Genomic DNA, 26,399 nt, shown 5'->3' with positions numbered 1-26,399 from the left:
GTTGAGACAAAACAGAAACGGTTGAGTTAAAAATTTGAAATGATTCAATCAATAATTAATTTTGAACTAATTCGCCGATAAAATATCCGGGCGTTGCTTCGACGATTTTGGCTTTGACGGTCATGCCGGGTTTTAATCCTTTTTCATTCAAAACGACGGGCTTGTAATCTGCCGTTCTTGCCAAAACACCGCTTTCTTTGCCGTATTTGGAAATAAAAACGTCTTCGATGTTTCCGATGCGTTCGTTTTTTGTTTCCTGCTTCAGCTTGTCCGTCAGTTCCGTCAGCTCGCGGGAGCGGGCGGTCAGAATTCTGGAGTCAAGATTGCGCATGGGGAAAGCTTTTGTTCCCGGGCGCGGGGAATATTTGGAAATGTTGATTTTATCGGGTTTGTATTTTTGAACCCAATCGGTTGTTTCTTCAAAATCGGCATCGGTTTCGCCGCAAAATCCGACAATGATGTCGGTAAACAAAGTCAAATCGGGGAACCGCTCTTTGAAAGCGGCGATAATCTCATCGACGTCTTTCATCGAATAATGACGGTTCATCGTTTTGAGAACATCTTCCGATGCGGATTGAATCGGAATGTGCAGAAATTTGTAAATTTTCGGATGATTAAAGGCATCAATTAATTCCGAAAGAATCGGTTTGATTGAAAACGGATTCATCATGCCGACGCGGATTTTAAAGTCGCCCGGAATGTCCGCAATCTGTTTCAGAAGCGCAGGCAGCCGGATGTCTGCGTACGGCGATTCTTTTGAAAAATCCATACCGTATTGACTGTCGTCCTGTGATGTCAGCCAAATCTCGGAACAGCCTTCGGCAACAGCCGTTTGAACATCGCGAACGATTTCTTCCGGCGGAAATGAAATCAAATCGCCGCGGGCAAGGCGGACAATGCAGTAAGAGCAGCCGAAGCGGCAGCCGGTTGAAATCTGGCAGATGTGAATGTTTTCATGATAGCGGATTTTCGGAAGATTCAAAAAACCGTCGGGAGAAGCGGATGAAATTCGGACGGGAACGTAATCGAGAGGATTCGGATTATGATTTTCGGCCGTTTTTGTTTCTGCTTCGGCTTCAGCGTTCTGCACTGCCGTTCTGCCGCTTATTTTCAAAAGAACGTCACGAAGACCGTTCACGGAACGGACGCCGACGATAAAAGCTTCGGGGTTCGCGTTTAAAATCAGATCCAACTGGACTTCAGGCATGCAGCCGCAGACGATGACGTCTTTTCCCTGCTCGCCGAACTGCCGGATTTTATGAAGAATTTTCTGCTCGGTCGTATACTTGACCGTACAGCTGTTGCAGACATAAACATCCGCTTCGGCTTCGCTTGAGAAATCAAAACCCGTGTTTCGGATAATTCCGCGCATCGTTTCAGCCGAGGCCTGATTGGCGGAACATCCGAATGTTTCAAAATAAATTTTCATGTTAAAAATAAAAGGAACAGATTGTTTTGAATTAACATTTTGTGTTTCTGTTTTTATGTTTCTGCGTTTCTATATTCTGCGTTTCTATGTTCTGCATTTCTATGTTGTGCGTTTCTATGTTCTGCATTTTATTTCAGACGGAAAAGGATTTGTTTTCCTTATCTTTGACGTAAACGCTTTGCGTCACGCGGACGACGCCGGAACTTCCGACCAAAATGCTTGTCATGCAGGCATCTCCTTCGCCGAGGAGTTTTGTGCCTTTCATGAACGGACCGTCGGTGACGGCGGTGGCCGCGAAAATGACGTCTTTTCCCGGAACCAAGTCATCGGTTTCCCGGATCAAATCAATTTCGTGTTCGGGAATTCCCATCATTTCCAAGCGGGGCAGCTTTTCCGCAAATTCTTTTAAGATTTCTTCGTCGGATTTTTCGTTGGCAACGCTCGGCAAAACAAGGCGCCCCGTGATTTTGCCGCCGAGGCCTTTCAGAGCGCTCGCCGTCAAAACGGCTTCGCCCGAGCCGCCGGATCCCATTACCATGTCGACGCCGGAATCGGCAAAGCAGGTCATGACACCCGGAAGCAAGTCGCCGTCCGGAATTAAACGGACGCGTGCGCCGGCTGCGCGGATGTCTCTGACAAGCTGTTTGTGTCTGTCGCGGTCCAAAACGACGACGACCAAATCTTCTCTCTTTTTGCCGAGCGCTTTTGAAACGATTGTCAGATTCTGAAGAACAGGCGCGTCCAAGTTGACTTTTTCGCCCGTTTTCTTTTCATGCAAAACGACTTTCGGGCCGACAACGATTTTATCAAAATAAATGTCGGGGCCGTAAAAAATGCCGTCCTTTTCGGCCATGGACATGACGGCAATTGATCCGTTCACGTCGTCCGCCGCCAAATTCGTGCCCTCCAAAGGATCAACCGCGATTTCAACAACAGGACCGTTTCCGGTGCCGACTTCTTCGCCGATATAAAGCATCGGCGCCTCGTCTCTTTCACCTTCGCCGATTTTAACCGTTCCTTTCAGATCAATATGATTCAAAACGCGGCGCATCGCTTCAACCGCGACGTGATCGGCATACTTGCGGTCGCCTTTTCCGATCTGATACGCGGATGCAACAGCGGCAGCTTCCGTAATTTGAAGCAAAGACAAAGATAAATTCTTTTCAATCGGACCGGCGGCGGCCATCATCTCTTCAGTTGTTTTCGGGTGCGGCATTTGAAATCACTCATTTTCTCATTGTATGTAAATCTTAAAATGTTTTTTAATGGGATTGCTCATAGTTAAAAGTTTTTCAAGTCTGACCGGTTTTGTTTTGAATTTTGAAAAAATGAGAGGCGATTTTGCTGAAAATGATTGAAATCGGAGCGGTTCGCGCGTCGGCGGCGGCAGTGACAGCAGCAAACGCAAACAGTAAGGTAACAACAGCAAACGCAAACAGTAAGGTAATCTGTGCCAAACGGAAAACGGAAGGTAATCTGTGCCCACGCTCGCGCAGCGAGCGGATGTGATAAAAATGAGACGATGCATATGGAAATACCTGCTGCATCTGATGTCACCGGTACCTTCAAATCAGCGCGTCACATCAACAAGCGCCACGCGTTCCAACACTAAATCTTTGATTCGATCTTCGCCGACAGTTTGAAGTTCGTCTTCGGTGATGTCGAATTGTTTCATCAAAAACGGCTTTTTTTCTTCGAGAGAAATTTCGGGAAAATCCGAAAGCCCGAATTCGGCTTTAAACGCGTTTTCCGCTTTTTGAACACATTCCTCCGAATCGCCGAAAAGAACAAAAACAGAGCGGTTTTCGCCTTGAATTAAGCCCATTGAAAAAGACTTGTCGATTTTTCGCTGGCCTGATGAAAAACGAAGGACTTCGAGACCAATGTCTTTGGCTTCGTTTACGCTGTTTGAAAAAGACTCGCGAGCGCGGTGAATTGAAAGATACAAGTGGTCAATGTCAACGATTTTTCGAGCATCGAAGCCTTGAATTTTGACGTTGTGTTTTGATGAAAAATCGTTGAGAGATTGTAAAAAGGTTGGTAAATCTCGAATAAAAATAAAACCTATAAGAAGAATTTCAGCCATAAATTAAAGAAAGAAATAAATGATTAAAAAGATTAGGGATAATAGAGGAGAAAAAAATGAATTGGAGAAAAGAATTAGAAAACAGATATGGAATAGAGCATTATCCAGAAGAATTTGAAAAAATGAGAAATGGAATAATGGAAATTTTCAAAGAGAGAAATCCAACAATTCAATATTCGGACGAAGGCATTACTATAAATGAACAAATAGATGAAGAACTGACAAAAGAATTTGAATTTGCCCTTCAGATAATTTTAGAAGATGTATATGGTTTTTATTAAATAAGAATAATGTTTGGAATATGGTTTAAATAAAAACACAATGAAGAAGATGAATGTTGTATTTTTAAAAACGTAATAAAATTATTTAATTTAAAGTTTTTGAAAAAAAGAAACTTGAGATTCCAGTCATTGTTTTAAAGTTTGGTGCGAGGGATGGGATTCGAACCCACGAACTCCTACGAGACTAGGCCCTCAACCTAGCGCCTTTGACCGGCTGGGCAACCCTCGCACATTGAAATACATTCGATAAACGAACAAGCCCAAAATACGATTTATCGTATATAAAGGTGTTGTTACACTGGTTTTTGATTTGAAAAACAAAACCAAAAATCAAACAAAATTCTCAAAATTTAAGAGAATGAGGCGAAGCCTAAAAAATTACGAAGCAATTTTTTCTGCAAACACCGACTCTCCAATCGACGGCGAAGTCTGAAAAAATTGCGAAGCAATTTTTCTGCAAACACCGCCCTCCCCCGCCCATGAAATTTTGTGAGCGAAGCGAGCAAAATTTTTACAAATCTTTTAAAATGTCGGAAAATTCCTGAGCGCGTCCTTTGATGACATCTGCCGCTTTTAAAACCAACTCAGAGGACGAATAAGATCCGTCGGATTCTAAAGAAAAAACAAATGTGTGCTGATCATAAGACACTTTGAGCGTCGGATCCGTCAAATCGAAAATGTGTCTGGCGTTACCGCATTTAACGCATTTCAATTCGTCTTTTTCCGTTAAATTTTCAACACTGCGCGCCATGAAAACGGCGTTCTCGGGACATTCGACAAATGTGTTGCCGCACTCGGGACACGGTTCGACTTCCACGGACGGCGTGTGCTTGTAACCGCATGCAACGCCTGCCTGCCAGCGAACATGGTCGCGGCCGTAGCCGACATGAGCAATCGCTTCAAGCATAACACGCTGACCTTCCTTGAGTTCAACGATCGGAATTTTTTCATCCGCGGGGTGAACTTTCGGGTCTGCGGAAATGAAATCGCCTGAGTAGACCATTTTCGGACCTTCCACGTCCAAGCGAAGAGAAACTTCGCAGTTGGGACAGCCTGCACCGTCAACAGCACCGCAGCTGCATTCGGATTGCGGGACATAGTCGCCGTCTGTTGTCAAAGGAACGAGCGCAAGACGGAGGCCGAGCTGCTCATCGTAGAGAACGGACGTGTTGTCATACAAATTCACGTACTCAATCGCAAGCGTCGGAACGTCTGCAATCATTGCGCGGCGAATACCGTTTGCAAAAGCAGGGTTTGTGCCCGAAAGGACAAATTTCGCCGAGCCTTTGGACAACTCGATAATATCAATATCCATCTTAATTCACCTGATGTTCCAAAAATAGAGAAATCAAAATAGAAAAGGAGAACGGAAAAATCCGTTCAAATTTCGTATTTTGAAAAATGTTTTTGTAATATTTAAACTTAGACGCGGTGCTTGCCGCCCTTCGGTCTGGTACCGTCGTGGGGGATAGGCGTCACGTCTTCGATTCTGCCGATGCGGATACCTGCACGAGCAAAGGCACGGATGGTTGCCTGTGCACCGGGTCCGGGGTTTCTCTGTTTGTTGCCGCCGGGCGCTCTCACTTTAATGTGAATGCCGGTGATGCCTTTGTCTTTTAACTGTTCCGCAAGTTGGTTTGCCATCTGCATTGCCGTGTACGGTGAACTTTCGTCACGGGCCGCTTTAACAACCATACCGCCTGAAGATTTGGCGATGGTTTCGGCACCGGTCAAGTCTGTCACGGTGATGATGGTGTTGTTGAATGAAGATTTAATGTGAGCGACAGCCCATTTCATTTCAGACATAATTAGTTCCTCCCGGGAGCTGCTGCGGGTGCTGCGCCGCCTGTACGCGGGGGACCGCGGGGTGCGCCTCTGCCGCCTCTTCTGCCGCCTTTCTTACCGCCTTCTGCCTGAGCACGTGCTTTCTTGCTGTTTTCGGCTGCTGCTCTGAGCGTTAAGCCGTCAGCGATTGCGGATGCGATCTGAATCGGTCTTTCGGGGTGTGATTCCGTGGTCAACGGGGATTCGCCGTAGTAAGTGATGTTCATTTCATCTTCTTTGGAAATGAGCATGCTCGGAACGGTTGCTCTTCTGCCGTTGATTGCGATGTGACCGTGTGTAATAAACTGGCGGGACTGGCGGACTGTTCTTGCAAGGCCGAGTCTTAAAACCTGTGTTTGAAGTCTGCGTTCGAGGATGTTTTCCGGCTTAAGGCCGAGGATGTCATCGACGTCTGCACCGGGTTTCAAGATACCGTAGCGGATTAATCTGCCGAGAATCTGATCAGCTTCGACTTTGGCGTGTCCTTTCAATTCTCCGTCGGGAGAAGAAGCGACAACGGCCAAAAGACCCATTGCATCGGATCTGTATTTACGGAGAATACTTTCCGCTTTCCAGACTTCTCTTTTGTTTCTCAGGCCGTAGGCCTTGACCAATTCAACTTCACCGGCCATTCTGGTGTCTTGCCAGGGGTGGTTCGGTGTTTCATAAGACTTGTGTTTCTTACCCGGATATACCATTTCAACTCACCATCACTTCTTCTTTCTGACACCGACGGTTGATCCGCGTCTGCCTGTGGATTTGGTTCTCTGTCCTCTGACTTTGAGACCTCTTTCGTGTCTGAGACCTCTGTAAGCACGGACTTTCTTCAAGTTGTTGGTATCTTCTTTGAACGTCAATTCAATGTCAATACCGAGCAAGTGCTTGTTCTCACCGGTCATCAAATCTTTCTGTCTGTTCAGCATCCAGACCGGTGTGGATTTTTCAATGTTCAAGATCGCAGCGTCCAATTTTGCAACGTCTTCATCGGGTAAATAACCGATAATTGCTTTGGGGTCGACGCCTGCGTCTTTTGCAATAATTTTAGAAATACGGAGACCGATGCCGTCAATACCTGTTAAAGCGTACTGAACTTGGTTGGCACCTTTCAAGTCGGTATTCATAATACGAACAAGATGCTTTATTTCGTCTTCTTCCGGCACAACTTCCGCGACCGGTTCAAGACCTTCTTCTAAGTTTTCCTTTTGTTTCTTTGCCATATGTTTTCCTCCTTAGGGGAAAAACGCATCATGTAGCCCGAACCATATGAATAAACAGGTTCGCGCAGCCCGATAAAAGATAACAGGCTTCAATCAAATGCTTGAAACCTAAAGGATTCATCGTATATAACCTTTTCAGAGATGAAAATCGAATGAGAATTGAACGAGAATAGAATGAGAATCGAATGAAGACCGGATAAATCAGAGATGAAAAACGGATGAAATAACGGGTAAAAATCAGATGAAAATCAGAGATGAAAAACAAATCATAACAAGAAGAATAAGAAAAAACAACAAAACGAAATAAAATCATAGAAATCAAACAAAATAAAAACAAAACAAAAAGCAAAAACAAAAGCCGAAAGAAAAGAAAAATAAAAAGAAGAAGAAAGAAAAAACAAAGAAAAATAAACGGATCAGAAAAGCAAAGACACCTCCTTGTCCCTCTTCCGACCATTTTTAGTCAAACCGATCAAGCTGCATAACTTTGAGACATATCTTTAATGACGGAAATCGTCATTTCGTCCGCATCAGAAATTTGATCCAGTGTACCCATGTTTACCAAATAATAGACCAGAGACCTGTGAAGACGATGTGAATCTGTGTCGTCCATAGATAGAAAAATGAGGTTTAAGAATATATTTGTTTCTAAGAAAAAGACGTTTTTTCGGAAAGAAGAGCCCCGATATATACATTACGATATATAATAATGAATACAATAGAACTCCGGAAAATAAAATTTAAACAGGAATTAAAACTGAAATCAAAATAAAACAAACTAAACAAAACAAAAGTCTAAACAAAACAAAAGTAAGCAGGTAAATAATGCAAAAAAGAAAGTAAAAAGCGCCGAGAGGGAGATTTGAACTCCCGAGGGGCTGCGCCCCACAAGCTTTCCAGGCTTGCGCCCTACCACTAGACTACCTCGGCACGAAGCAGGAGTTATAAAATAGTTTTCTGGTATATATTCCTTATTCTTCAACGGAAGAAACCGGACCGTTTTCTTCGGCAGATTTGTTCTTCCAAACGGCCGGATAAATTCCTTTTTCCATTAAGACCGCTTTTGGTTTTGCAACAAAGCCGTGTTCATTTTCAGCGATTTCTTCCGGAGACATCAGCGCAACGGACAAAGAAATGATTTCGCCTTTCTGCGTAAAAACAGCGGCCAAATCGCCTTTTTTAAGATTGGTGCTGTAGCCTGCCAAACCCGGCCGCCCCAAAAAAGCACCGGAACAAAGCGCGTCAACCGCCGTGTCGCGAACGACAAGACGCGGCAATTGAGAAAAAGCCGATTCCATCGGCAGGATTAATTCGCGAAGGAATGATTCATCGCCGTTTTCTTTCCAAATCACGTAAGCATCTTTGAGTTCCTGTAAAGAAACGGGTCGGGCATCGGTAAACGGTCCCGCTTTGGAGCGGACCAGTTCCTGCATCTGCGCGCCGACGCCGAGCGCAAGACCGAGATCATGACACAGCTTTCGGATGTAAGTGCCGGCCTCACAACCGACGCGCATCAAAACATAAGTGTCCTGAATTTCCAAAACGTCGGCATAATAAATCCGGCGCAGACGAAGCTGTCTTTTCACGGCCGAGCGGACCGGCGGCATCTGATAAACATTGCCGGTGAATTCCGAAACGGCTGAGCGGATCAGTTTTTCGGGAACAGAGCGCTGCAGTTTCATCAGACAAATATATTCTTTACCGGACAAACGAAGCGCTGCAACGGCCCGCGTTGCTTTTCCGATCATGACAGGCTGAACGCCTGTGACACCCGGATCAAGAGATCCCGAGTGACCGGCGACATCGACTTCCAAAATATCGCGGACAAAAGCCGCCACTTCGTGGCTTGTCGGGCCGGCAGGTTTGTTGAGAACAACAACGCCTTTATTGATGTATTCCTCAATCGGGCGATTTTCGGGAAGCATCCCGTAAGCGCCATCGGAAGACAAATCCGTTAAAACAGCAAAGTCACCGCTGTCGGCAAAAAACCAGTCGTTGCGGTAAAGTTCGGATTCCGTTTTTTTTCCTTTTCCCTTTTGCTGTTTCATTAATGAAAGAGAACGGGGATTTGGATTAAAAAGATAACGATGATGAAAAGAATAGAATATTCCGGCACTTTTTTAAATTTCGTACCGGAAAGCCGGAAAATTAACAGAACTGACAAATTATTTTTTAGATTTCATATTTGAAAGGCAGTAACCAACCAAATTCATTTGAATGACTTTTGTTTGAATCAAGTAATCAATCCCGTTTTTAATTTCAGTTTCATTGAAACTTTTGGATTTTGCATCAGACCAATTTTTAAACTCCAATATAATTTCATCTTCTGTCAAAGTCCCGTTCTCTTGCAGCAAATACAGAATTGTGGAAAGTCCTTCCAATTTATGATCATCGGAAATATTATTCGTATATACCGCTGCTTTTTCAATGAAAGGAGATAAAAACAATAATTTTTCATCTACGTTTTTGCTGATTAACTTAGTATAAGCAATATCATAAGTTTCTTTCAAGTCTTTAGAACGGTAATAATTTTTGAATTCATTAATATTTTTATCAATAATGTTAATCGAATTTGCATAAGGCCCGTATTTATTTCTTGAAAAATTGAAATAATTTGTTTGCGAAAAAATATTGACAAAATAAGCGGTTTTTTGGAGTCGAAAAGCACTTTGAGATTTTAACTGCTCTCGGATTTTAATTATAACCAAAGCTGAAGCCGACAAATTCGGTGCAGCTTTTGGCTGAGAAACATAATTTTGAGACGGCTCATATATAAAAATATCAGAGTCAATATCAGACAGATATTTTTCAATAACAATTTTTACATCATTCCAATTTAACCCGCCGTTACCGCTGCCAAGCGGAGGTATAGCAATGGATTTTATGTTAAGTTTTTGAATTAAAATGACCAGCTCTTTCAATCCGGATTCAATGAATTCAATCCGAGAATTTTCCCGCCACTTATCTTTTGTAGGAAAATTAATAATCATTTTTCCGTTTTCTTCAAAATAATGCAAAGTTCCAATATGAAGAGAACCGTTTCTGCATGCCTTAACGTAATCATTATTGTTTTCAGGATATTGAAGTTTAAACTGATAAGCTATTCCTTTTCCCATATACCCTTCACAATTAACGGTATTAACAAGAAAATCCGCATCGGATTCAAGGATATTTCCGGTTGTGTATTGAATCATAATTGTTGTTCCTCAAACACCTCTTTTCACAAACATACTGGGATTATGATTTACATAAACATTATCGATGTTATGTTTAATTAATACATCAGTAACATAACTTTTAGATTTATTTGTCCGCACCCAAACACAATGAAATGTTTTTGCCGGAATTATGTACTTACCGACACATTCTGCCATACAGACATTTTTGATATAAGGATCATGATAATCTCTGGAATTCATCGCATTCCAATCAATAATATCCATCCCTTCATTATAATCATACATTTTAAAAGGATCCATTGAAAGCGGATGTTGAGGAATGATTTGAAAATTGTAATGCTGTGCCAAATCCCTACGAATAGAGATGTATATAAATTCAGAATCAGGATATTTTTTCTGAACACGCCCGTCAAATGGATTTTGTGCAAAAAAATGGAAAGGAACATATTCATCCAATCCGGCTTCTTCCCGAAATGAAATAATTTCTTGGTCAGCCACATCTTTAAAGGAAATATTGCGACATGACTTTCGGGATTGTAAGCCATTGGAAACAATAGACTCAAAATTATCAGCATCTGTCAGATGATACAACAATTTTTGATTTTTGATATTAGCTGTCATGGATCTTTTATTCATGACAACTAGGGAATTAATCAGAAGTAATAAATTATTCGATTTTTTTTTCAAAAATCGGCCGCTTTCATTATAATATCAACAATCGTCTCCGGATCAAACTTCGAAGAATCAATCACCAAATCATAAATCATCAAATCCGAAATATCAATCCCGTAATACATATCGTAGCGAACACGTTCGGATTCTTCCCTTGTTTTTGTCTGTTCCAGCTCGAATTTAAAAGAGGAATTGGCCTGTTCACGGTTCATAATTCTTCGGACGCGTGTTTCAAGCGGCGCTTTCAGTAAAACGCGCAGAATTTTTTTGCCCGGCGGAACTTCGAGCGACATATGACCGGCGAGACGGCCTTCCAAAATCAAATTGTCTTTTGTTTTGGAGAGTTCTTTTTGACGGTCGTCGATTTGATGATCGTAGGAGACATCCGTTTCGGCCAGTTTTCCGAAGTCGGCCAAAGACAAGCCGAGCTCGGCGGCAATGCTTCTGAAAATTTCGCCGGAAGAGATGAATTCCATGCCGGTTTTTTCCTGCAGAAGTTTTGATGCCGTTGTCGTTCCTGTTCCGGGAAGTCCGCTGATTGTAATAATCATCTCAATCACCTGAAAAATTAAGAGTCGCCTGAAAATGAAAATATGTCAATATCAAATGGAATTTAAAAAAATGTCAATGAAAATTAAAAAAATAAAAATGAAAAAGAGAACATTACATGCCGGCGGCACGAATGTTCAGGAATTTTCTGAGCACCTGGCTGAAGGCCAAGGAGGACAGGAAGTACCAGAAGAGCCAGTACGTGAACAAGTAGAACACGCGGCCGCTCAGCATCTGTTCGCCCCAGAAGGGGAAAAACATGGTTGCCGCTTCGTGGCTTCCGATGTAATAATAAGCCCACATCAAGAACGGGATGGAGACCAAAACGATGTAAAGCATCGGCTTGAACTGGTCTTTCATCATAGACATCTGTTCCTGCATGATTTCAGCCTGCTGTTCTTCGAGGCGTTTGAGCATGTAAGTGTTTTGCGTTTCCTGCGCTTCTTTCATTTCCTTTTGGAAAATCTTCATTCTTTCCTGGAATTCCATCATTTTAGACTGGTCAACCACATATTTCTGAATGAGAGAAGAATAAATGGCCGTGATGATGGCCATCGCTGATAAAATCAAAAAGAAATTCTGGTCGCCGACGATTGAAACGATGGGAGACATGAGAACATCCATGCCTTTGCCGATGAGATCGCGGACGCTCGGAATCATAATGCCGATAAAGAGGATTAACCCGAGGCCCAAAACGATTTTATTGGCCCAATCTCTGACTTTTTGCGTATCCAAAATAATCCGACCTGTACTTGAATAATCGTAAAAATACGAACTGATTATGAAATAATTACAATGATAATTTATGAATGAATTCACGAATGAAATAATTACAATATATTACAAATTACAAAAATAATGTAAGGATTGAAAAGACAATCCTCTTATTTAAAAGATGCCGCGATTTTATCGATTTCTTCAAAAACGACATCGATGTCTTTTGTGCCGTCAATGTCTTTGAGCAACCCTTTTTCTTTGTAATAGTCAACCAAAGGCGCCGTCTGTTTTTGATAAACGTCCAAACGGTTGGAAACGGCTTCGGACGTGTCGTCCGGTCTTTGGAAAAGCGCGTCGCCGCAGACATCGCAGACGCCTGCCTGTTTCGGCGGGTTGAAGACGGTATGGTAGCTGGCACCGCAGCCGGACATCCATCTGCCGGAAAGGCGTTCGACCAAAATATCGTTCGGAACGATAATGTTGATGACAGCGTCAATCGGTTTTTTGATTTCGTCCAAAATTTCGGCAAGCGCGTCGGCCTGCGGAACTGTTCTCGGGTAGCCGTCAAGCAAAAATCCGTTTGCACAGTCGGGCTGAAGAAGTCTGTCTTTAATGATGCCGATTAAAACCGCGTCCGGGACGAGTTCGCCCGCGTCCATGTATTTTTTGGCTTCCATGCCGAGCGCTGTTCCTTCTTTCACATTTGCGCGGAGAATATCTCCGGTTGAGATTTGAGGAATGCCGTATTTCTGAGAAAGTTTTTGAGCCTGAGTGCCTTTTCCTGCACCGGGCGGACCGAATAGAATAATATCCATAAAAATTCACCTGAAAAATTTAACTTGAAATCGGAAAAATTACTTGAAAATCCGTAAGATAGTAAAGAAATTAACATTTTTGTTATAAAAAGGATTCCGTAACGAAAATTCAAAAAAAAGGGCTTAGGCGGATTTCGCCCAAGCCCGATTTTGATGAACTGATTTACAGTTTGAATGTACGAATGTACTGTTTACAAATGTACTGTTTACGAATGTACTGTTTACGAATGTACTGTTTGCGAACTGTTTAATTTCAATCCTCTTTTCCGAGGAACGACCGAAGCATCGGATGCATTTCCATCAGCTGTTCGGACGCGAGATCCTCATACAAACGATAGACGATACTGACAGTCAGCAAAAGACCCGTTCCGCCTGCGCCTCCGACTGTACCGAGCAAACTGGCGAACAATGTCAAAAGACCGATGAACGCACCGCCGATAACGGTAACTTTGGGGATGTAGCGCTGCATGTATTTTTCAATAGATGCAATGTTGTTTCTGAAACCCGGCACCTGCATGCCTGAGTTGTAAATCTTTTTGGCCGTCTGCTTGGAGCCCATTCCGGTTGTTTCAATCCAGAAGAGAGCGAAGATAATACCGCCGGCAACCAGCAGGAACGCGTCCACACCGATGTGAAGCGCAATCTGCCAAATCGCGGGCGCGTCAAAGCCCATGGATAAGAAATTCGCCTGAACATAAGACGGAATCCAGTCCTGCGGGCTGTTGATTGCAGACAGATAATACATAATGCCGTTCACAGGGGTTGAGCCGGAATATTCGCCGAGGAATGTGATTCCCCTGCCGGCCAGCAAAACACCGATCAACTGGATGTTTGCCTGAAGCGCGCGGACCAAGATCATCGGCAAAACGGATGCATAGATCAATTTGACCGGGAATTTACCGCGGGCGCCGCGAACGGAAGTGTGGGAAAGCGGAATTTCAATTCTGACACTTTCAACATAAACGACAATCACGAAGATGATAACCGTTGTGAGAAGCGCTAAAATACCGCCGCCGATAAGTACGTAATTCAATATGTTTTCGGGCGACGAGAACATTAAACCGAGGTCGCCGCGGGAAATGTGCTGAATCCAGCGCGGGATAATACCGATGGAATATCCGGTGCTGTCGGGAAGCCAGTTAATCAAACCTGTAACAAGGGACTGGGAAACTCCGGCAACGATGAACAAACTGATACCCGAGCCGATACCCCATTTTGAAACGACTTCGTCCATGTACATAATCAGGACGCCGCCGATACAGATCTGAATGAATAAGAATAAAGTAACAATCCATGTGTCAACGCCGAGCGCTGCAGCCAATGCGGTGTCAGGTTTGATATAACCGAAAAGCTGAGGAAGTGTTTCGAGAATAATCATGATGAAAACAAGGAACTTCTGAGCGCCCTGGAAATAGGCCTGGTCACGGGGATCGGAAAGATCCAAATGAATAATGTCACCGCCGACCAATAACTGCAGAATAATGGAAGCCGTCACAATCGGGCCGATACCGAGAACAATAATTGATCCGGTCGCGCCTGCAAAGAAAGCACGATAATGCGCAAATAAATCGATCGATTCGGCCGACATACCAAACAAAGGAATGTTCGATAAAATAAAGTAGAGTGCGAGAATCGCAATCGTCCACATGATTTTATTTTTGAACAGCACTTGTTTTTCAGGTCTGGCGACAGCGGGTAACCTTGCAAAGATAGGCTCCATTACACTCCTGAAACTCATGATGACACCTGACTATGACAAAAATATCATTTACAGCCCGGAAAACGAACAACCGGGACTGTATGAATATTTTTGAAACACATTTATTAAATTATAATTGTGAATAAATTTTGATAATTTTTAATCAAAATCATCTCAAAAAGCGATGATAAGATGAAAATGATAGCGATTAATAGTATTAATATATTTTTGTATTGTGAATATGCAAAACTTTATGAACGGTTCTTTAAAGTTCGAAATTGATTAAACGAATTAAACGGATTAAATGAATTTAAATTGAACAAATTAAGAATTTAAACGGATTAAACGAATTTAAGTTGAACAAATTAAGAATTTAAACGGATTAAATGAATTTAAACAATATTAAAACTTAAAACCAAACAAAATTGAATATTCTTATTTTTTGAAAAAATAAAGAAAAAGAGAAGCAAAATGCTTACTCTTCTGTTTCTTCGTCTGTTTCGTCTTCTTCGAATTCATCGAACTCGTCGCCGACTTCGACGCATTCGCCGCCTGCTGCTTCAATCTTGGAGCGGGCAGTTGCGGAGAACATTTCAGCCTTAACGACCATTGCTTTGGTCACGCGGCCGCTGCCGAGAACTTTGTCGATTCCGATGCTGTAAAGATCAACAACGAATTTGTCGCCGTCTTTTGTGATGTAGTCCGCTTCGTTTTCAAAAAGGAAAGAAACGAGCTCGTCCAATTCACCGACGTTGACGATGAAAACGGGTGTGTCAACGACAGCCGGCCTGGAAAATCCTTTGTAGATGTAACCGGGTCTGTAGCCTTCGCGCATGGCACGGATGAAGTGGTGGGCGTTGCCTCCTGCGTGTCCGCGGCCTCCGCGGTTACCGGCACCTCTTCTGTTTTTGTGTGTGCCGCCGCCGCAAGTGCGTGATCCTCTGTACTTCTTAGTTCTGATGTGTCCCATTTTAACCACCTTATCTCATTTTGTGCAAAAGCACTGCAATGTCTTCGCCGTGGTTTCCGAGAACACCGCCCTGCTGAACGGTTCTCTTCAATCCTGCGTGTCCTTTTCTCGGGGGGTGAAGTCTGAAAACCGGCTTCATTGCGGGAACGTCCTTAATCGCGATTTTGCCTTCGACGAATGCCTGGGCAAATTCTTTGATTGTTTGGTAGGGCGTTGTTTCTGCGATGTAAGCGTCGGTTAAGCGTTCGCCGCCTTCGAGTCTGCCGCGGGTTTCAAAGATTTCCGCAACAGCTTCCGCGTCGACTGTACCGTATGCGATATAGTCTTTAGATTTCTGGATCATGCCTTTGTAAACATCATTTTCCGGAAGGAAAACGCAGTGATTCACTTTGTGGAGGCGGAGCATCTTAAGGGTGTCCGCAATGGATTCTCTGACTGCGACTGATCCTCTGACTCTGATAACTGCGTACATAATCAGATACCCCCGTTGCCTTTCTTAGGCATGCGCATGGTGTTCACGTTGTTCAAAGCTTCGAATGTTGCTTTGGCAAAGTTGAGCGTGGTTCTGGTGGTTCCGGATGTTTGTGTCCAAACGTCTTTGATGCCTGCTTTCTCAAGCACTTTTCTGGCGGTGTTACCGGCAGCAAGGCCGAGACCTCTGGGGGCGGGCACTAATGTTACGACGACACTGCCGACTTTACCGGTTGCTTCAAAGGGAACGGTGTGTTCTTTGCCGCAAGCGCATTCCCAAGAACCGCATCCTCTGCTGATTTTTGTGATGTTGAGCTTTGCCGCGTCGATTGCCTTTTTGATGGCGTTTCCGACCTGAACGTCTTTGCCCTGGCCGATGCCGACGTAACCGTCGCCGTTTCCGACGATAACGGTTGCTCTGAACTTAACACGTCTGCCGGAGTCAGTCATTCTCTGAACCATATTAATGTCAAGAACTTCGTCCTCAAGTCCCGATAAGAGCATGTCCACGATTTGGGGTTCTCTTAAAGGATAACGGGATCTGAGAGCGTCTTCCATTGTTGTGATTTGTCCGTCTGCGACAAGTCTTCCGAGTCTTGTCTTCGGGACCCATTCTTCTTCATTGTAAGCCATGTTTCTCACTTGAACTCCGCTTTGATTTTCTCGACTGCTGCGTCGAACTGTGCCGGCAAGTCAGAGCCGTTGTATTCTGCCGCGATTTCTCCGCGAATGCGTTCGTCGGACGGGAAAATGGATTCGTCGTGGGGGATTTCAAAGCCGGCGTCAACGATGCCTTTTAAGGCCGCGTAAACGCGTGATCCGGGTGTGGATGCATGAAGCCCGATATCCAAAACGCCGTACTCATAGCCGTTTTGAAGGGTTCTGAGTCCGAAAAGCAAACCGGTTAAGTATGCTGCGGTTGTGTTTCCTGTCGGTCCGGTGTAGCCGTATTTACCGAGTTCGGTTGAGATGGCAGAAGAGTATGTGACATCGCCGATCGGTGTTGGGGCTATAAGCTGTATCTGAACATTGCGTGTGCTTTTGCGCACGACAACGCGGTCCTCTTTGGAGAGAAGGAGTGCGAGGCGGGAGTGGTAATTGGTACGTCCCTCTCTTCTTCTTCTCATGGGAACCTTATATCTTGGTCCTGTTGCCATAACTAGCTCCTCAACTATTTTATTTATTGATTTAAATCTAATATTCTAATATTAAGATCTGTTAAAATCTAATATTAATGAAGTAAAAATGAATTAAGCGCCATCAAAATTGAAAACAATTAAATGAAACATAATTCGCTGCCCGTTAATCGCTCAACGAAACAGACATTCACAGTGCACAAATGTTCAAAGAATTGAACCGCAAAAAGTGTCCTGTGAAAGGAAATTGTAATAGAGGTTCGGAATATATAAGTGTTTCTGATTCTGAGACCGTGAAGAAATATTGAGTTTCAAACAAAACCGTTTCAAATAAAACCGTTTCAAATAAAATCGTTTCAAATAAACCGTTTCAAATAAAATCGTTTCAAATAAACCGTTTCAAATAAAATCGTTTCAAATAAACCGTTTCAAATAAAATCGTTTCAAATAAACCGTTTCAAATAAACCGTTTCAAATAAACCGTTTCAAATAAAATCGTTTCGAATAATAATCGTTTCAGCACCGAATGATTAACATTAAAGATAAATAAAAGAATCATTCGAGAGATAAATAAAAATAAATAATTCAAATAATTTAATTTTTACAAGATAAAATCAGTATTAAAAAACATTTTAATAATTTCTTTTTTTTGCAAAATAACTTGATTAATGAAACAAAAACTAAATATATAAATGCTCCTTGATTTGATACGACGATTAACCAAATAATCGCAAGGGGTTTTATAAATGAAATTAAAAATGTTTTTGGTATTGCTTGTTTTTTTGTTTTTGATTGCGCCCGCGTCGGCCGCATTGAATATGGAAGAAGCAAGGGAAAAGGCTTTGGAATATGCCGGCAGCGGCGAATGGAGAGATGTGTCCGGTCCTTACACCTATCAGTCTCATCCGTACTATTATGCTGAATACGGCAAAGGATACGATACGACCGGGCTGTTAATTTTGGACGGTGAAACCGGAGAAATCATAACGAATAAAGAAACGGCGGAAAAGATTTCGTATACGCATTATTATTTGGCGGATGTGAACGCTTCATATATCAGCGGTTATGAAAGCAACAGAGACGTTTATAAATTGTCGGCGGCCGCCTGCCGTCAGAAAGCGGAAATGTTTAAGTCGGAGCTTCCGGCATACAAAGAAGCCGACCGGAAAAAAGTGGAATTGTCGGCAGCGGCTTACAGCAATATTGCGGTTCAGTGGGATGAGTTGGCCGCGCTTTTTGATCGGATTATTCCGGTATTAACCGATGTCAAGGACGGAAATTTGTCTTATGAAAACGCCGTGATTCTGACGGAACAGGTCGAAGAGTTTGAAAAGGCTCTAAAAGGCATCGGCAAATCTTATGATGAAATCATAGAGGTGACCGGGATATATTGCGATGTTTTGCTTGCAAATTCAAATCTTCACACATTAAGCGATCAGCAGGTCGAAGATTACAAACTGCTGACGGTAACGGCGCTGAAGCAGGAGAAAAAAGAAATTGTCGAGAACCAGTTAAGCTACATCGAGCTCGACAATAAAGAAATGGAAGAAAAAACAAAAAGCGATATGCAATTCAAGGACGCAAAACTTGAAAAAGCGGAAACACCCGGATTCGGCCTTCTCGCCGCCGTGTGCGCTGTTTTTATCGGAACCGTTTTGTACGGCAGAAAGAGAAAATAAATCGAAGGAAGGATCCCTTCTTTTCTTTTTTTCATTTTCTTATTTTTCTTCCGTCCCTCCTTCATGCTTTCTCTTCTTCATGCTTTCTCTATTCATTCTCTTCTTTTTACGATCTCTTTTTTATTTTTTGTTTTAACTGTTTGTAATTTTTTGGCCAAACCCAAACACCCGTTTTTCGAATTTTCGGCAAACCCGAACTCCCGATAAACCCGAAAAACAATACCTTGAAAGAAGCTCAAGCAAAAAACGGAGTTCAAATTTTTGAAAATTGAGAAAAAATGATGTTTCAGTTCTTTGAAAATTATTGAAAAACCAAAACAACCACCTCCAACGACGAGTTTTGTGAGCGAAGCGAGCAAAAGGAGGCGTTGGAGATTCGTCCCACGAATTTAACGAAAACGCATAAACGGAGTTGATGAACTTGAATTCAAAAAAATTATGAGTTTTTCTTTAAATTTTTCTTTTTTGAAAAACCTCTCCAAATTCCGATTTTGTTCGTCGCTTCGCGCCGTCCAAAATTCGTAATTTGGAGTGGGGTTTGCTGTATTCGGTTCAAACTCAAACATCGGTTTTTTGAATTTCCGGCAAACCCGAACTCCCGATAAAACCTGAAAAACGATAAGCTGAAGATGGCTCAAGCAAAAAACGGAGTTCGGGTTTGATGAACTTTTAAAAAAACGATGTTTCATTTTGAAAAACAAAACAAAATAAAACAAACAAAACAATAAAACAAACAAAACAAACAAAACAAACAGCATTCCAGAACAGAAAAAAAGAAAAATAAGCATGAAATTCATGCTTATTTAAGAGCGATCATTCCGCTTTTACCGATAAGATAAACAGCGCCGCCGATAACGGCAATAAATCCGATTCCGATGATGAAATACAAAGTCCGGTCGGTTTCTTTCGCTTCAGGCTCGGCAAATCCGGGATCCGGTGTGCTGCCGACATCTTGAGGCTGATTAACAACAGGCGTTTGATTGACAGCAGGCGGCTGTTCCGAAGTTTCAGAAACAGGATCAATGATTCGGACATTTTCGCCGCCGAAACCGGGACCACCGTTTGATTTGACCGGCGGGACATAATGCGCGGAAAGCAGCGGATATGTTTTTCCTTCACTGATGTACCAAACGTGTTCGGGGTCGTAAGATGGCGTGATGTTCCAGTTTGTGACAACGTTCGGTGTTTGATAGGTTGCGATTTTCTTCATATTAACGGGGGAAACAGGTGTTCCGAGTGAATTTGTAAATTCTGTGCCTGCAGTATCCGAATAAACACAATCGGCGATGATTGGTTCATCGCTCCAATCACCAATAATTCCTCCGAAATTTGTTCCGGATTCAACAGATCCTGCGAAATAACTTGATTTCATTTCAGTTGATGAATCCCAAGAATATCCGACAAGACCGCCGGCATAATCATTTGCCTTAACTTGAGCCATTGAATAACAATCCTTAATTGAACCGTCAAACTCGCCGACGAGACCGCCGGCACAATCACCATCGGCAGTCACAAAAACACCCTCCGAAACAGAACAGCTTGTAAAATCAGCCTCCCAAACAGAACCGGCAAGACCGCCGGCGGATTCCCCTTCGGAAATCACCTTGACATTGCCGGAAACAAAACAGCTTGTAAAATCAGCCTCCCAAACAGAGCCGGCAAGGCCGCCGGCGAATTCCCCTTCGGCGGTTACGGAAATATCGCCCGAAACAAAACAATTTGTAACCGTAGCTGAACTGAGAAAAACAGCCCCAATAAGACCGCCTGCAGCCATTTCAGCGGCAGTCACGGAAATATCGCCGGAAACAGAACAGCCGTCAAAAGTGCCGAGCATAACTAAACCGACAAGACCGCCCGCAAAACTATCTTCGGCAGTTACGGAAACAGCACCCGAAACAGAACAATTTGTAATGCTTACAATCGTATCATCGCTTTCAACAAAACCGATTAAACCGCCGGCACAATCCCCATCAGCCGTTACAAAACCATAGATAAGAACGGAACAGTCTGCAAAATCAGCATCTTCGGCATAACCGGCAAAGCCGCCGGCATTATCAGATTCGGCAGTTGCGAAAAGGGGGCCTGAAACGGAACAATTTGTAAAAACAGCATTATAAACAGAACCGGCGAAGCCGCCGATATTCGAGTCGGCTTCCGCGTTAAGAAGGCCTGAAACAGAACAATTTGTAACAGAAATGTTTCCCGAAATAGATCCGACAAATCCGCCGGCATCATTTTCGGCAATCACGGAAACAATGCCTGAGACAGAACAATTTGTAATATTTGCAATCGTACCATAGCTTTCAGCAGAACCGACAAGACCGCCGGCACAATCATTTTCGGCAGTTACGGAAACATCACCGGAAACGGAACAATTGATGAAATCCGAGTCCCAAACATTGCCGACAAGACTGCCGACACTTTTGTTGCCGGCAATATTCACATCAACCAAAGAAATATTTGAAAAAGAAGCACCGTCTGCCGCGCCGAAAAGACCGATATAAGAAGTATCCGGTAAATCAATTGTCAAATCTGAAATTGTGTGCCCGCTGCCTTCAAAAGTTCCGGTAAAATAATTACCGTATTTGCCGAGCGGAGTCCAATTTTCGGTGATTTCAATATCCTTAACCAAAACGTAATTCGCGTTCATTGTGTACCAATAATCATTTACTGCATCGTATTCATTGGAACCGATTTTCTTAAGATCAGACTCGGATGAAATCGGAATGACATTTATATCGGCAAAAGAAACAACAGTTCCGAGAAGGGTCGGCACTGCATCGATGTCTCCGGTATCAACGGAATCATCCAAATAGATACAATCGACGACAGTCGGCGTTCCGGTATAAGAGCCGATAATTCCACCGATTTTTGAATTGCTGTCGGCACCGTATCCGAAAGAGACGAATCCTGAGAAATAACTTGAAGAAATGTCGCAAATTGACGGCGAACCTTCGTAACCGTACCCGACCACCCCGCCGGCCGAGTTTGCGGCTTCAACATCTGCTGCCGAATAACAATTTATGATTGAGCCTGTAAAATCGCCGACAAGGCCGCCGGCATTATTATCAGCAGTCACATAAAAAAAGATATAAACCGAACAAGAATCAAAAGCGCAGGAATCCGCATACCCGACAAGGCCGCCGGCATTATTATTTTCAGCATATATGCCAGTATAGCCGAAAACGAAACAATCCGTAAAATCCGCATTTTCAGCATAACCGGCAATACCGCCGGCATTATCATTATCAGCAGATACGAGAATGAAATCCGAAAAAGAACAGCTTTCAGCATTGCCGCCATAAAAAGAACCGACAAGACCGCCGGCATTATTTTCGGCTTGCACCCAGCCAATGCTCGAAACAGAACAGTTTATAATATCAACATCAGATGCATAACCGGCAAATCCGCCGGCATTATCATTTTCAGCAATCACATAAATACTGCGGGGAACGGAACAGTTTTCAAAAGTACTGTCTGAAACATTGCCGACAAGACTGCCGACATTATTGCTGCCGGTAACATTCACATCAATCAAAGAAATATTTAAAAAAGAAGCACCGTCTGCCGCGCCGAAAAGGCCGACATTATCGGTACCCGACAAATCAACTGTTAAATTTGAAATTGTGAAAACGCCGCCTTCAAAAGTTCCTGTAAACGGATCTGATTCGCTGCCGATCGGAACCCAAGTGACGTCGGCGAGTGAAATATTATCAGTCAAAATATAATTGCCGTCTAACGGGAAATTGACATCGTTCCCGATTTTTCCCAATTCTCCGGCCGTTCCGATATCGATCGGAACGGCGGCGGCAATGCCGCTCATCAATACAAATGCAATTAAAAAAATTGTCATTAAAGAAAATGATTTTATAATTTTCATAAACCAACGCCTTTTTTTGGATTGTTTTTATTAAATCAAGTTTTAAAAATTCAGATTTTTTAATATTTTGGTATTGTAAATAATTTCATTTTTAATTGAAGTGAAACACATTTTAAAAGAAATGAAAAAAATAAATACTTTATGTAAAACGATTGAAGGCGCTGAAATATTAAAATTAAAAAATAAAAAATTAAAAAAGAAAAAAACAAAAAAATAAAAAAGATAAACGTGAAATTCACGTTTATTCAATGAACTGCAAATTTAATTAAACCCTTTTCTTATACAAGAAAAACGCAACGCAGCCGACAACAATAATCAAACCGGCGCCAAGTAAAATATATAACGTCCGATTCGATCCGCCTTTTTCATCGGAATAACTCTCGCCGGGCGCGTTGTTCGCGTTTTGATCTTCGTTGGCATTCTTGTTTTCACCGCTTTCCGGAACAGGCGTTACGGAAACCGGCGCCGGATCTTCTTTCACATTCGGAATTGAAGAAGCCGAATCAACAATTTTTGCCTGACCGAATCCGGAACCACTGCTGCCACGGTTTGTTTTCGGAAGGTAATTAGGGATTCCTTCATAAATTGAAGACAACTGCGGATACGTTTGTCCTTCGGTAATAAACCAGACATAATCCGGGCTTTCAGAACTGAATATACTCCATTCCGAATAAGTTCCGATTCTTTTCATCGCATCGGAAGAAACAGTTGTTCCAAAACCCGTCGTCGGAGTTGCGCCGGTGGTTCCGACATCAACAGAGTCACTTGAATAAAATGAATCTGTGACGGTTGGTGTTTCAAAAGGATGACCGATGATTCCGCCGATATAGGAGCTGCTGTCTGCGCCGCTTCCGAGAGAAACAGTTCCTGCAAAATAACTTGATGAGATGTCGCAAATATAAAGGGAACTGGCATAACCTCGGCCGACTAATCCGCCGACAAAGCTTTTCGCTTCAATGGCTGCTGTCGAATAGCAATTTGTGATTGTACCTGAGAACTCACCGGCCAACCCGCCGGCATAACTATTTTCAGCAGTCACGTGAACATCATCGGAAACAGAACAGCTTGTAAAGTCGACAGTATCGATCCAACCGACAAGACCACCGGCATAATTATTTTCGGCAGTCACGGAAACATCGCCCGAAACAGAACAACTCATAAAATCAGCATTGTTGTAAACATAACCGACAAGACCGCCGGCATAATCAAAATCGGTAGTTACGGAAACATCGCCAGAAACAGAACAACTCGTAAAATCAGCGGTCCCAACATAACCGACAAGACCACCGGCACGATTATTTTCGGCAGTCACGGAAACATCGCCAGAAACAGAACAACTCGTAAAATCAGCGACCTCAACATAACCGACAAGACCGCCGGCATAATCATAACCGGCAGTCACGGAAACATCGCCCGAAACAGAGCAATCTTCAAAAGTACCATAGTAAACACAGCCGACAAGACCACCAACACCAAAATATCCTTTAATTTCAAAATTTCCGTTTGTGGTTAATGAACAATTGTTCATTGAAAAGTAATCAGAAGAGCTGACGTTAACATATCCGATTAAAGATCCGATACGATTATAATATGCTGAGCTTGCTTCGTTTGTCAAATTGGATTCAAGAACAATATTGACATTTTGAATTTCGATTATATCGGTTGAGGAAAAATCACCGACAGTTCCGAATAAACCGAATCCGTCGATATTATTATTGCCGCCGTCGAAATTCTTAAAAGTCGTCGTTCCCGTCAAACTTTCAAAAGTGATTGAATATCCCTGACCGTCAAAAGTTCCGAGGAATGGGTTGCTTCCATTGCCGATAGAGTTCCATGTATCATCGGTAATTTCAATATCACCTGTTAAATAATAATCCGCATCCATTGTGTACCAATGATTCGTCATTGTATCATAATCGTCGGAACCGATTTTTTTAAGTTCATCAACCGTTGAGATTGAAATTGCCTGTCTCAAAGAATAAAGCTGCGGATAACCCTTATCTTCGCAAATGAACCAAGTTGTTGAACCGTCATGCGCATTTGAAATGTCCCAACTTGAATAGGTTGCGGCTTTCTTCATGTCAGCAGAAGTTTTGGCTGCTCCGAGAAGTGTCGGTGTTGCGCCTGTGGTTCCGACATCAACCGAATTATCTTGATAGACACAATCAGAAACAGTTGGTGTACCGTAATAAGAACCAATAATTCCGCCGATTTTTGAATTTATGTCTGCGCCGCTTCCAAATGAAACAGTTCCTGCGAAATAACTTGATGAAATATCACAAACAAAAGATCCACTTTCATATCCGAATCCAATCAACCCGCCGACACCACTTTTTGCTTCAACGGTTGCTGTCGAATAACAATTTGCAATAGTTCCTGCAAAATTACTGACAAGGCCGCCGGCATAAATATTTTTAGCAATCACCGAAACATCGCCGGAAACAGAACAACTTGTAAGATCAGCAGTGGCAGCAAACCCGACAAGACCACCTGCATTATCATATTCGGCAGTCACCGAAACGTCGCCTGAAACAGAACAACTTGCAAAATCAGCATAATTGTCAACACATCCGACAAGGCCGCCGGCATAAATATTTTCAGCAGTCACCGAAACATCGCCCGAAACAGAACAGTCTTCAAAAGTACCACTGTAAACATAACCGACAAGACCACCAACAGAATTTCGACCTTTAATTTCAAAATTGCCGTTTGATGTTAATGAACAATTATTCATTGAAAAGTAATTAGAAGAGCTGACGTTAACATTTCCGATTAAAGATCCGGTATGGTTATAATATGTCGAGCTTGCTTCGTTTGTCAAATTGGATTCAAGAACAATATTGACATTTTTAATTTCGATTATATCGGTTGAGGAAAAATCACCGACAGTTCCGAATAAACCGAATCCGTCGACATTATTACTGTCGCCGTCGAAATTTTTAAAAGTCGTCGTTCCCGTCAAACTTTCAAAAGTGATTGAATATCCCTGACCGTCAAAAGTTCCGAGGAACGGATTGCTTTGATTGCCGATAGATTTCCACGTATCGTCAGTAATGTCAATATCATTTATCAAAATGTAATCGCTGTCTAACGGAAACTCAGCATAGTTTCCGATTTTTTTCAAATCGCTTGCCGAACCGATTTCAATCGGATCAGCCGCAAGAGCGATTCCGCTTATCAATACAAATGCAATTAAGAGAATTGCAATTAAAGAGATTGATTTTAGAATTTTCATACCCAAGCCTTCATTAATTTTTTAAACCAAAATATTATTGGAAAATTTTTGTAAATAGTTTCGAATGTTAATTAAAAGTAAGCACGTTAAAAAGATTTGGAAAAAATAAATACTTTTTGTAAATCGGAAAAGTTGGAATTAGAAATTTTTAACGGTTTCGCTTTTTTGTTTTATTTGAAAGAACAAAGTGAACAAAAGGAATTGGAGATTCGCCTCGCGAATTTAACGAAAACTAAACAGAACAGTTGCAGCCCGAAACACAGCTTTCGCTCACCAAACGAAATTTTTCAAAAAAAAGAAAGTAAAAATGTGTCTTGCGACACACTTTTTTAAAATTATTCTTCGACTTTAATGTGGGCTTCAAGGTGAGCGACGTTTGTGAAAAAAAATTGCTCGTTGCACTCGCAATTTTTCAAAGCTGCGAATGAGCGGGTGTTTGCAGAAAATCGCTTCGCGATTTTTAAGCGGCTGCGCCGCCCAAAAAACAGTTGCAGGACAGAAGGAAAAAGGGCAGAACAGACCAAAGCGTCCGCTCTTCCAAAAATCAATTTTTCAAAAAA

Annotated in this window: 24 protein-coding genes, 2 tRNA genes and 1 pseudogene; 2 read left to right on the top strand and 25 right to left on the bottom strand. The window is 42.6% G+C overall.

Going from position 1 to position 26,399, the window contains the following annotated elements; translation table 11 throughout:
- Positions 1–55: 55 nt before the first annotated feature.
- The 4 genes from MmiAt1_RS05635 to cgi121 form a co-directional block, all read right to left on the bottom strand.
- A complete protein-coding gene (locus MmiAt1_RS05635; protein WP_318785917.1) occupies positions 56–1,429 on the bottom strand; it encodes a tRNA (N(6)-L-threonylcarbamoyladenosine(37)-C(2))-methylthiotransferase in 1,374 nt (457 codons plus the stop codon).
- Positions 1,430–1,562: 133 nt separating this feature from the next.
- Positions 1,563–2,645: a class II fructose-bisphosphatase gene (gene glpX / locus MmiAt1_RS05630; RefSeq protein WP_318785916.1), complete on the bottom strand. Its 1,083-nt coding sequence runs from the start codon at positions 2,643–2,645 to the stop codon at positions 1,563–1,565.
- Positions 2,646–2,721: 76 nt separating this feature from the next.
- Positions 2,722–2,976, bottom strand: coding sequence for a hypothetical protein (locus MmiAt1_RS05625; protein WP_318785915.1), 255 nt, complete (start codon positions 2,974–2,976; stop codon positions 2,722–2,724).
- A 23-nt stretch (positions 2,977–2,999) separates the two neighbouring features.
- Entirely contained in the window at positions 3,000–3,515 is a 516-nt protein-coding gene (cgi121, locus tag MmiAt1_RS05620) for a KEOPS complex subunit Cgi121 (RefSeq protein WP_318785914.1), read from the bottom strand.
- 56 nt (positions 3,516–3,571) lie between these two features.
- Here cgi121 and MmiAt1_RS05615 point away from each other — a divergent pair, with 56 nt between their 5' ends.
- Positions 3,572–3,796 (top strand): hypothetical protein, encoded by a 225-nt coding sequence (locus tag MmiAt1_RS05615; protein ID WP_318785913.1) that lies wholly within the window; start codon positions 3,572–3,574, stop codon positions 3,794–3,796.
- A 142-nt stretch (positions 3,797–3,938) separates the two neighbouring features.
- Here MmiAt1_RS05615 and MmiAt1_RS05610 read toward each other — a convergent pair.
- From MmiAt1_RS05610 to MmiAt1_RS05525, 18 genes and pseudogenes are all read right to left on the bottom strand, one after another.
- Positions 3,939–4,025 (bottom strand) — tRNA-Leu (locus MmiAt1_RS05610).
- Between the two features lie 282 nt (positions 4,026–4,307).
- A complete protein-coding gene (locus tag MmiAt1_RS05605; protein WP_318785912.1) occupies positions 4,308–5,111 on the bottom strand; it encodes a DNA-directed RNA polymerase subunit D in 804 nt (267 codons plus the stop codon).
- Positions 5,112–5,218: 107 nt separating this feature from the next.
- Positions 5,219–5,602: a 30S ribosomal protein S11 gene (locus MmiAt1_RS05600; protein ID WP_133517100.1), complete on the bottom strand. Its 384-nt coding sequence runs from the start codon at positions 5,600–5,602 to the stop codon at positions 5,219–5,221.
- Positions 5,603–5,670: 68 nt separating this feature from the next.
- Positions 5,671–6,318 (bottom strand): annotated as a pseudogene (locus MmiAt1_RS05595) (30S ribosomal protein S4); the annotation flags it as partial.
- A gap of 12 nt (positions 6,319–6,330) precedes the next feature.
- The gene (locus MmiAt1_RS05590) at positions 6,331–6,837 is read right to left on the bottom strand and encodes a 30S ribosomal protein S13 (RefSeq protein WP_318785911.1); all 507 of its coding nucleotides are present in this window, start codon (positions 6,835–6,837) and stop codon (positions 6,331–6,333) included.
- Between the two features lie 472 nt (positions 6,838–7,309).
- Positions 7,310–7,450, bottom strand: a complete 141-nt coding sequence (locus MmiAt1_RS05585) for a hypothetical protein (RefSeq protein WP_318785910.1) — start codon at positions 7,448–7,450, stop codon at positions 7,310–7,312.
- Between the two features lie 234 nt (positions 7,451–7,684).
- A tRNA-Ser gene (locus MmiAt1_RS05580) sits at positions 7,685–7,767 on the bottom strand.
- A gap of 41 nt (positions 7,768–7,808) precedes the next feature.
- Positions 7,809–8,885: an RNA-guided pseudouridylation complex pseudouridine synthase subunit Cbf5 gene (locus tag MmiAt1_RS05575; protein ID WP_318785909.1), complete on the bottom strand. Its 1,077-nt coding sequence runs from the start codon at positions 8,883–8,885 to the stop codon at positions 7,809–7,811.
- Between the two features lie 117 nt (positions 8,886–9,002).
- Positions 9,003–10,031: a type II toxin-antitoxin system antitoxin DNA ADP-ribosyl glycohydrolase DarG gene (gene darG / locus MmiAt1_RS05570; protein ID WP_318785908.1), complete on the bottom strand. Its 1,029-nt coding sequence runs from the start codon at positions 10,029–10,031 to the stop codon at positions 9,003–9,005.
- 12 nt (positions 10,032–10,043) lie between these two features.
- The gene (locus MmiAt1_RS05565) at positions 10,044–10,637 is read right to left on the bottom strand and encodes a DarT ssDNA thymidine ADP-ribosyltransferase family protein (RefSeq protein WP_318785907.1); all 594 of its coding nucleotides are present in this window, start codon (positions 10,635–10,637) and stop codon (positions 10,044–10,046) included.
- Positions 10,638–10,699: 62 nt separating this feature from the next.
- Positions 10,700–11,239 (bottom strand): (d)CMP kinase, encoded by a 540-nt coding sequence (gene cmk, locus MmiAt1_RS05560; RefSeq protein ID WP_318785906.1) that lies wholly within the window; start codon positions 11,237–11,239, stop codon positions 10,700–10,702.
- Positions 11,240–11,351: 112 nt separating this feature from the next.
- Entirely contained in the window at positions 11,352–11,972 is a 621-nt protein-coding gene (locus tag MmiAt1_RS05555; protein ID WP_318785905.1) for a DUF106 domain-containing protein, read from the bottom strand.
- Between the two features lie 149 nt (positions 11,973–12,121).
- Positions 12,122–12,769 (bottom strand): adenylate kinase, encoded by a 648-nt coding sequence (locus MmiAt1_RS05550; protein ID WP_318785904.1) that lies wholly within the window; start codon positions 12,767–12,769, stop codon positions 12,122–12,124.
- A gap of 253 nt (positions 12,770–13,022) precedes the next feature.
- Complete coding sequence (gene secY, locus MmiAt1_RS05545; protein ID WP_318785903.1) at positions 13,023–14,507, bottom strand: preprotein translocase subunit SecY; 1,485 nt, start codon at positions 14,505–14,507, stop codon at positions 13,023–13,025.
- A gap of 436 nt (positions 14,508–14,943) precedes the next feature.
- Complete coding sequence (locus MmiAt1_RS05540) at positions 14,944–15,429, bottom strand: uL15m family ribosomal protein (RefSeq protein ID WP_318785924.1); 486 nt, start codon at positions 15,427–15,429, stop codon at positions 14,944–14,946.
- A 19-nt stretch (positions 15,430–15,448) separates the two neighbouring features.
- A complete protein-coding gene (locus MmiAt1_RS05535; protein WP_318785902.1) occupies positions 15,449–15,910 on the bottom strand; it encodes a 50S ribosomal protein L30 in 462 nt (153 codons plus the stop codon).
- A gap of 2 nt (positions 15,911–15,912) precedes the next feature.
- Positions 15,913–16,542, bottom strand: a complete 630-nt coding sequence (locus MmiAt1_RS05530; protein ID WP_318785901.1) for a 30S ribosomal protein S5 — start codon at positions 16,540–16,542, stop codon at positions 15,913–15,915.
- A 5-nt stretch (positions 16,543–16,547) separates the two neighbouring features.
- A complete protein-coding gene (locus MmiAt1_RS05525) occupies positions 16,548–17,066 on the bottom strand; it encodes a 50S ribosomal protein L18 (RefSeq protein WP_318785900.1) in 519 nt (172 codons plus the stop codon).
- 725 nt (positions 17,067–17,791) lie between these two features.
- Between MmiAt1_RS05525 and MmiAt1_RS05520 the strand changes: the two genes are divergently transcribed.
- A complete protein-coding gene (locus tag MmiAt1_RS05520) occupies positions 17,792–18,724 on the top strand; it encodes a hypothetical protein (protein ID WP_318785899.1) in 933 nt (310 codons plus the stop codon).
- 799 nt (positions 18,725–19,523) lie between these two features.
- Here the strand turns inward: MmiAt1_RS05520 and MmiAt1_RS05515 are convergent.
- The 3 genes from MmiAt1_RS05515 to MmiAt1_RS05505 form a co-directional block, all read right to left on the bottom strand.
- Complete coding sequence (locus tag MmiAt1_RS05515) at positions 19,524–22,604, bottom strand: GLUG motif-containing protein (RefSeq protein ID WP_318785898.1); 3,081 nt, start codon at positions 22,602–22,604, stop codon at positions 19,524–19,526.
- A 265-nt stretch (positions 22,605–22,869) separates the two neighbouring features.
- The gene (locus MmiAt1_RS05510; RefSeq protein WP_318785897.1) at positions 22,870–25,839 is read right to left on the bottom strand and encodes a GLUG motif-containing protein; all 2,970 of its coding nucleotides are present in this window, start codon (positions 25,837–25,839) and stop codon (positions 22,870–22,872) included.
- Between the two features lie 335 nt (positions 25,840–26,174).
- A partial coding sequence (locus MmiAt1_RS05505; protein ID WP_318785896.1) for a hypothetical protein occupies positions 26,175–26,399 on the bottom strand: 225 nt, incomplete at its 5' end.

The sequence above is a fragment of the Methanimicrococcus hacksteinii genome (assembly GCF_032714515.1).
Lineage (GTDB): Archaea > Halobacteriota > Methanosarcinia > Methanosarcinales > Methanosarcinaceae > Methanimicrococcus > Methanimicrococcus hacksteinii.
This window is presented reverse-complemented; position numbering and strand designations above follow the sequence as displayed.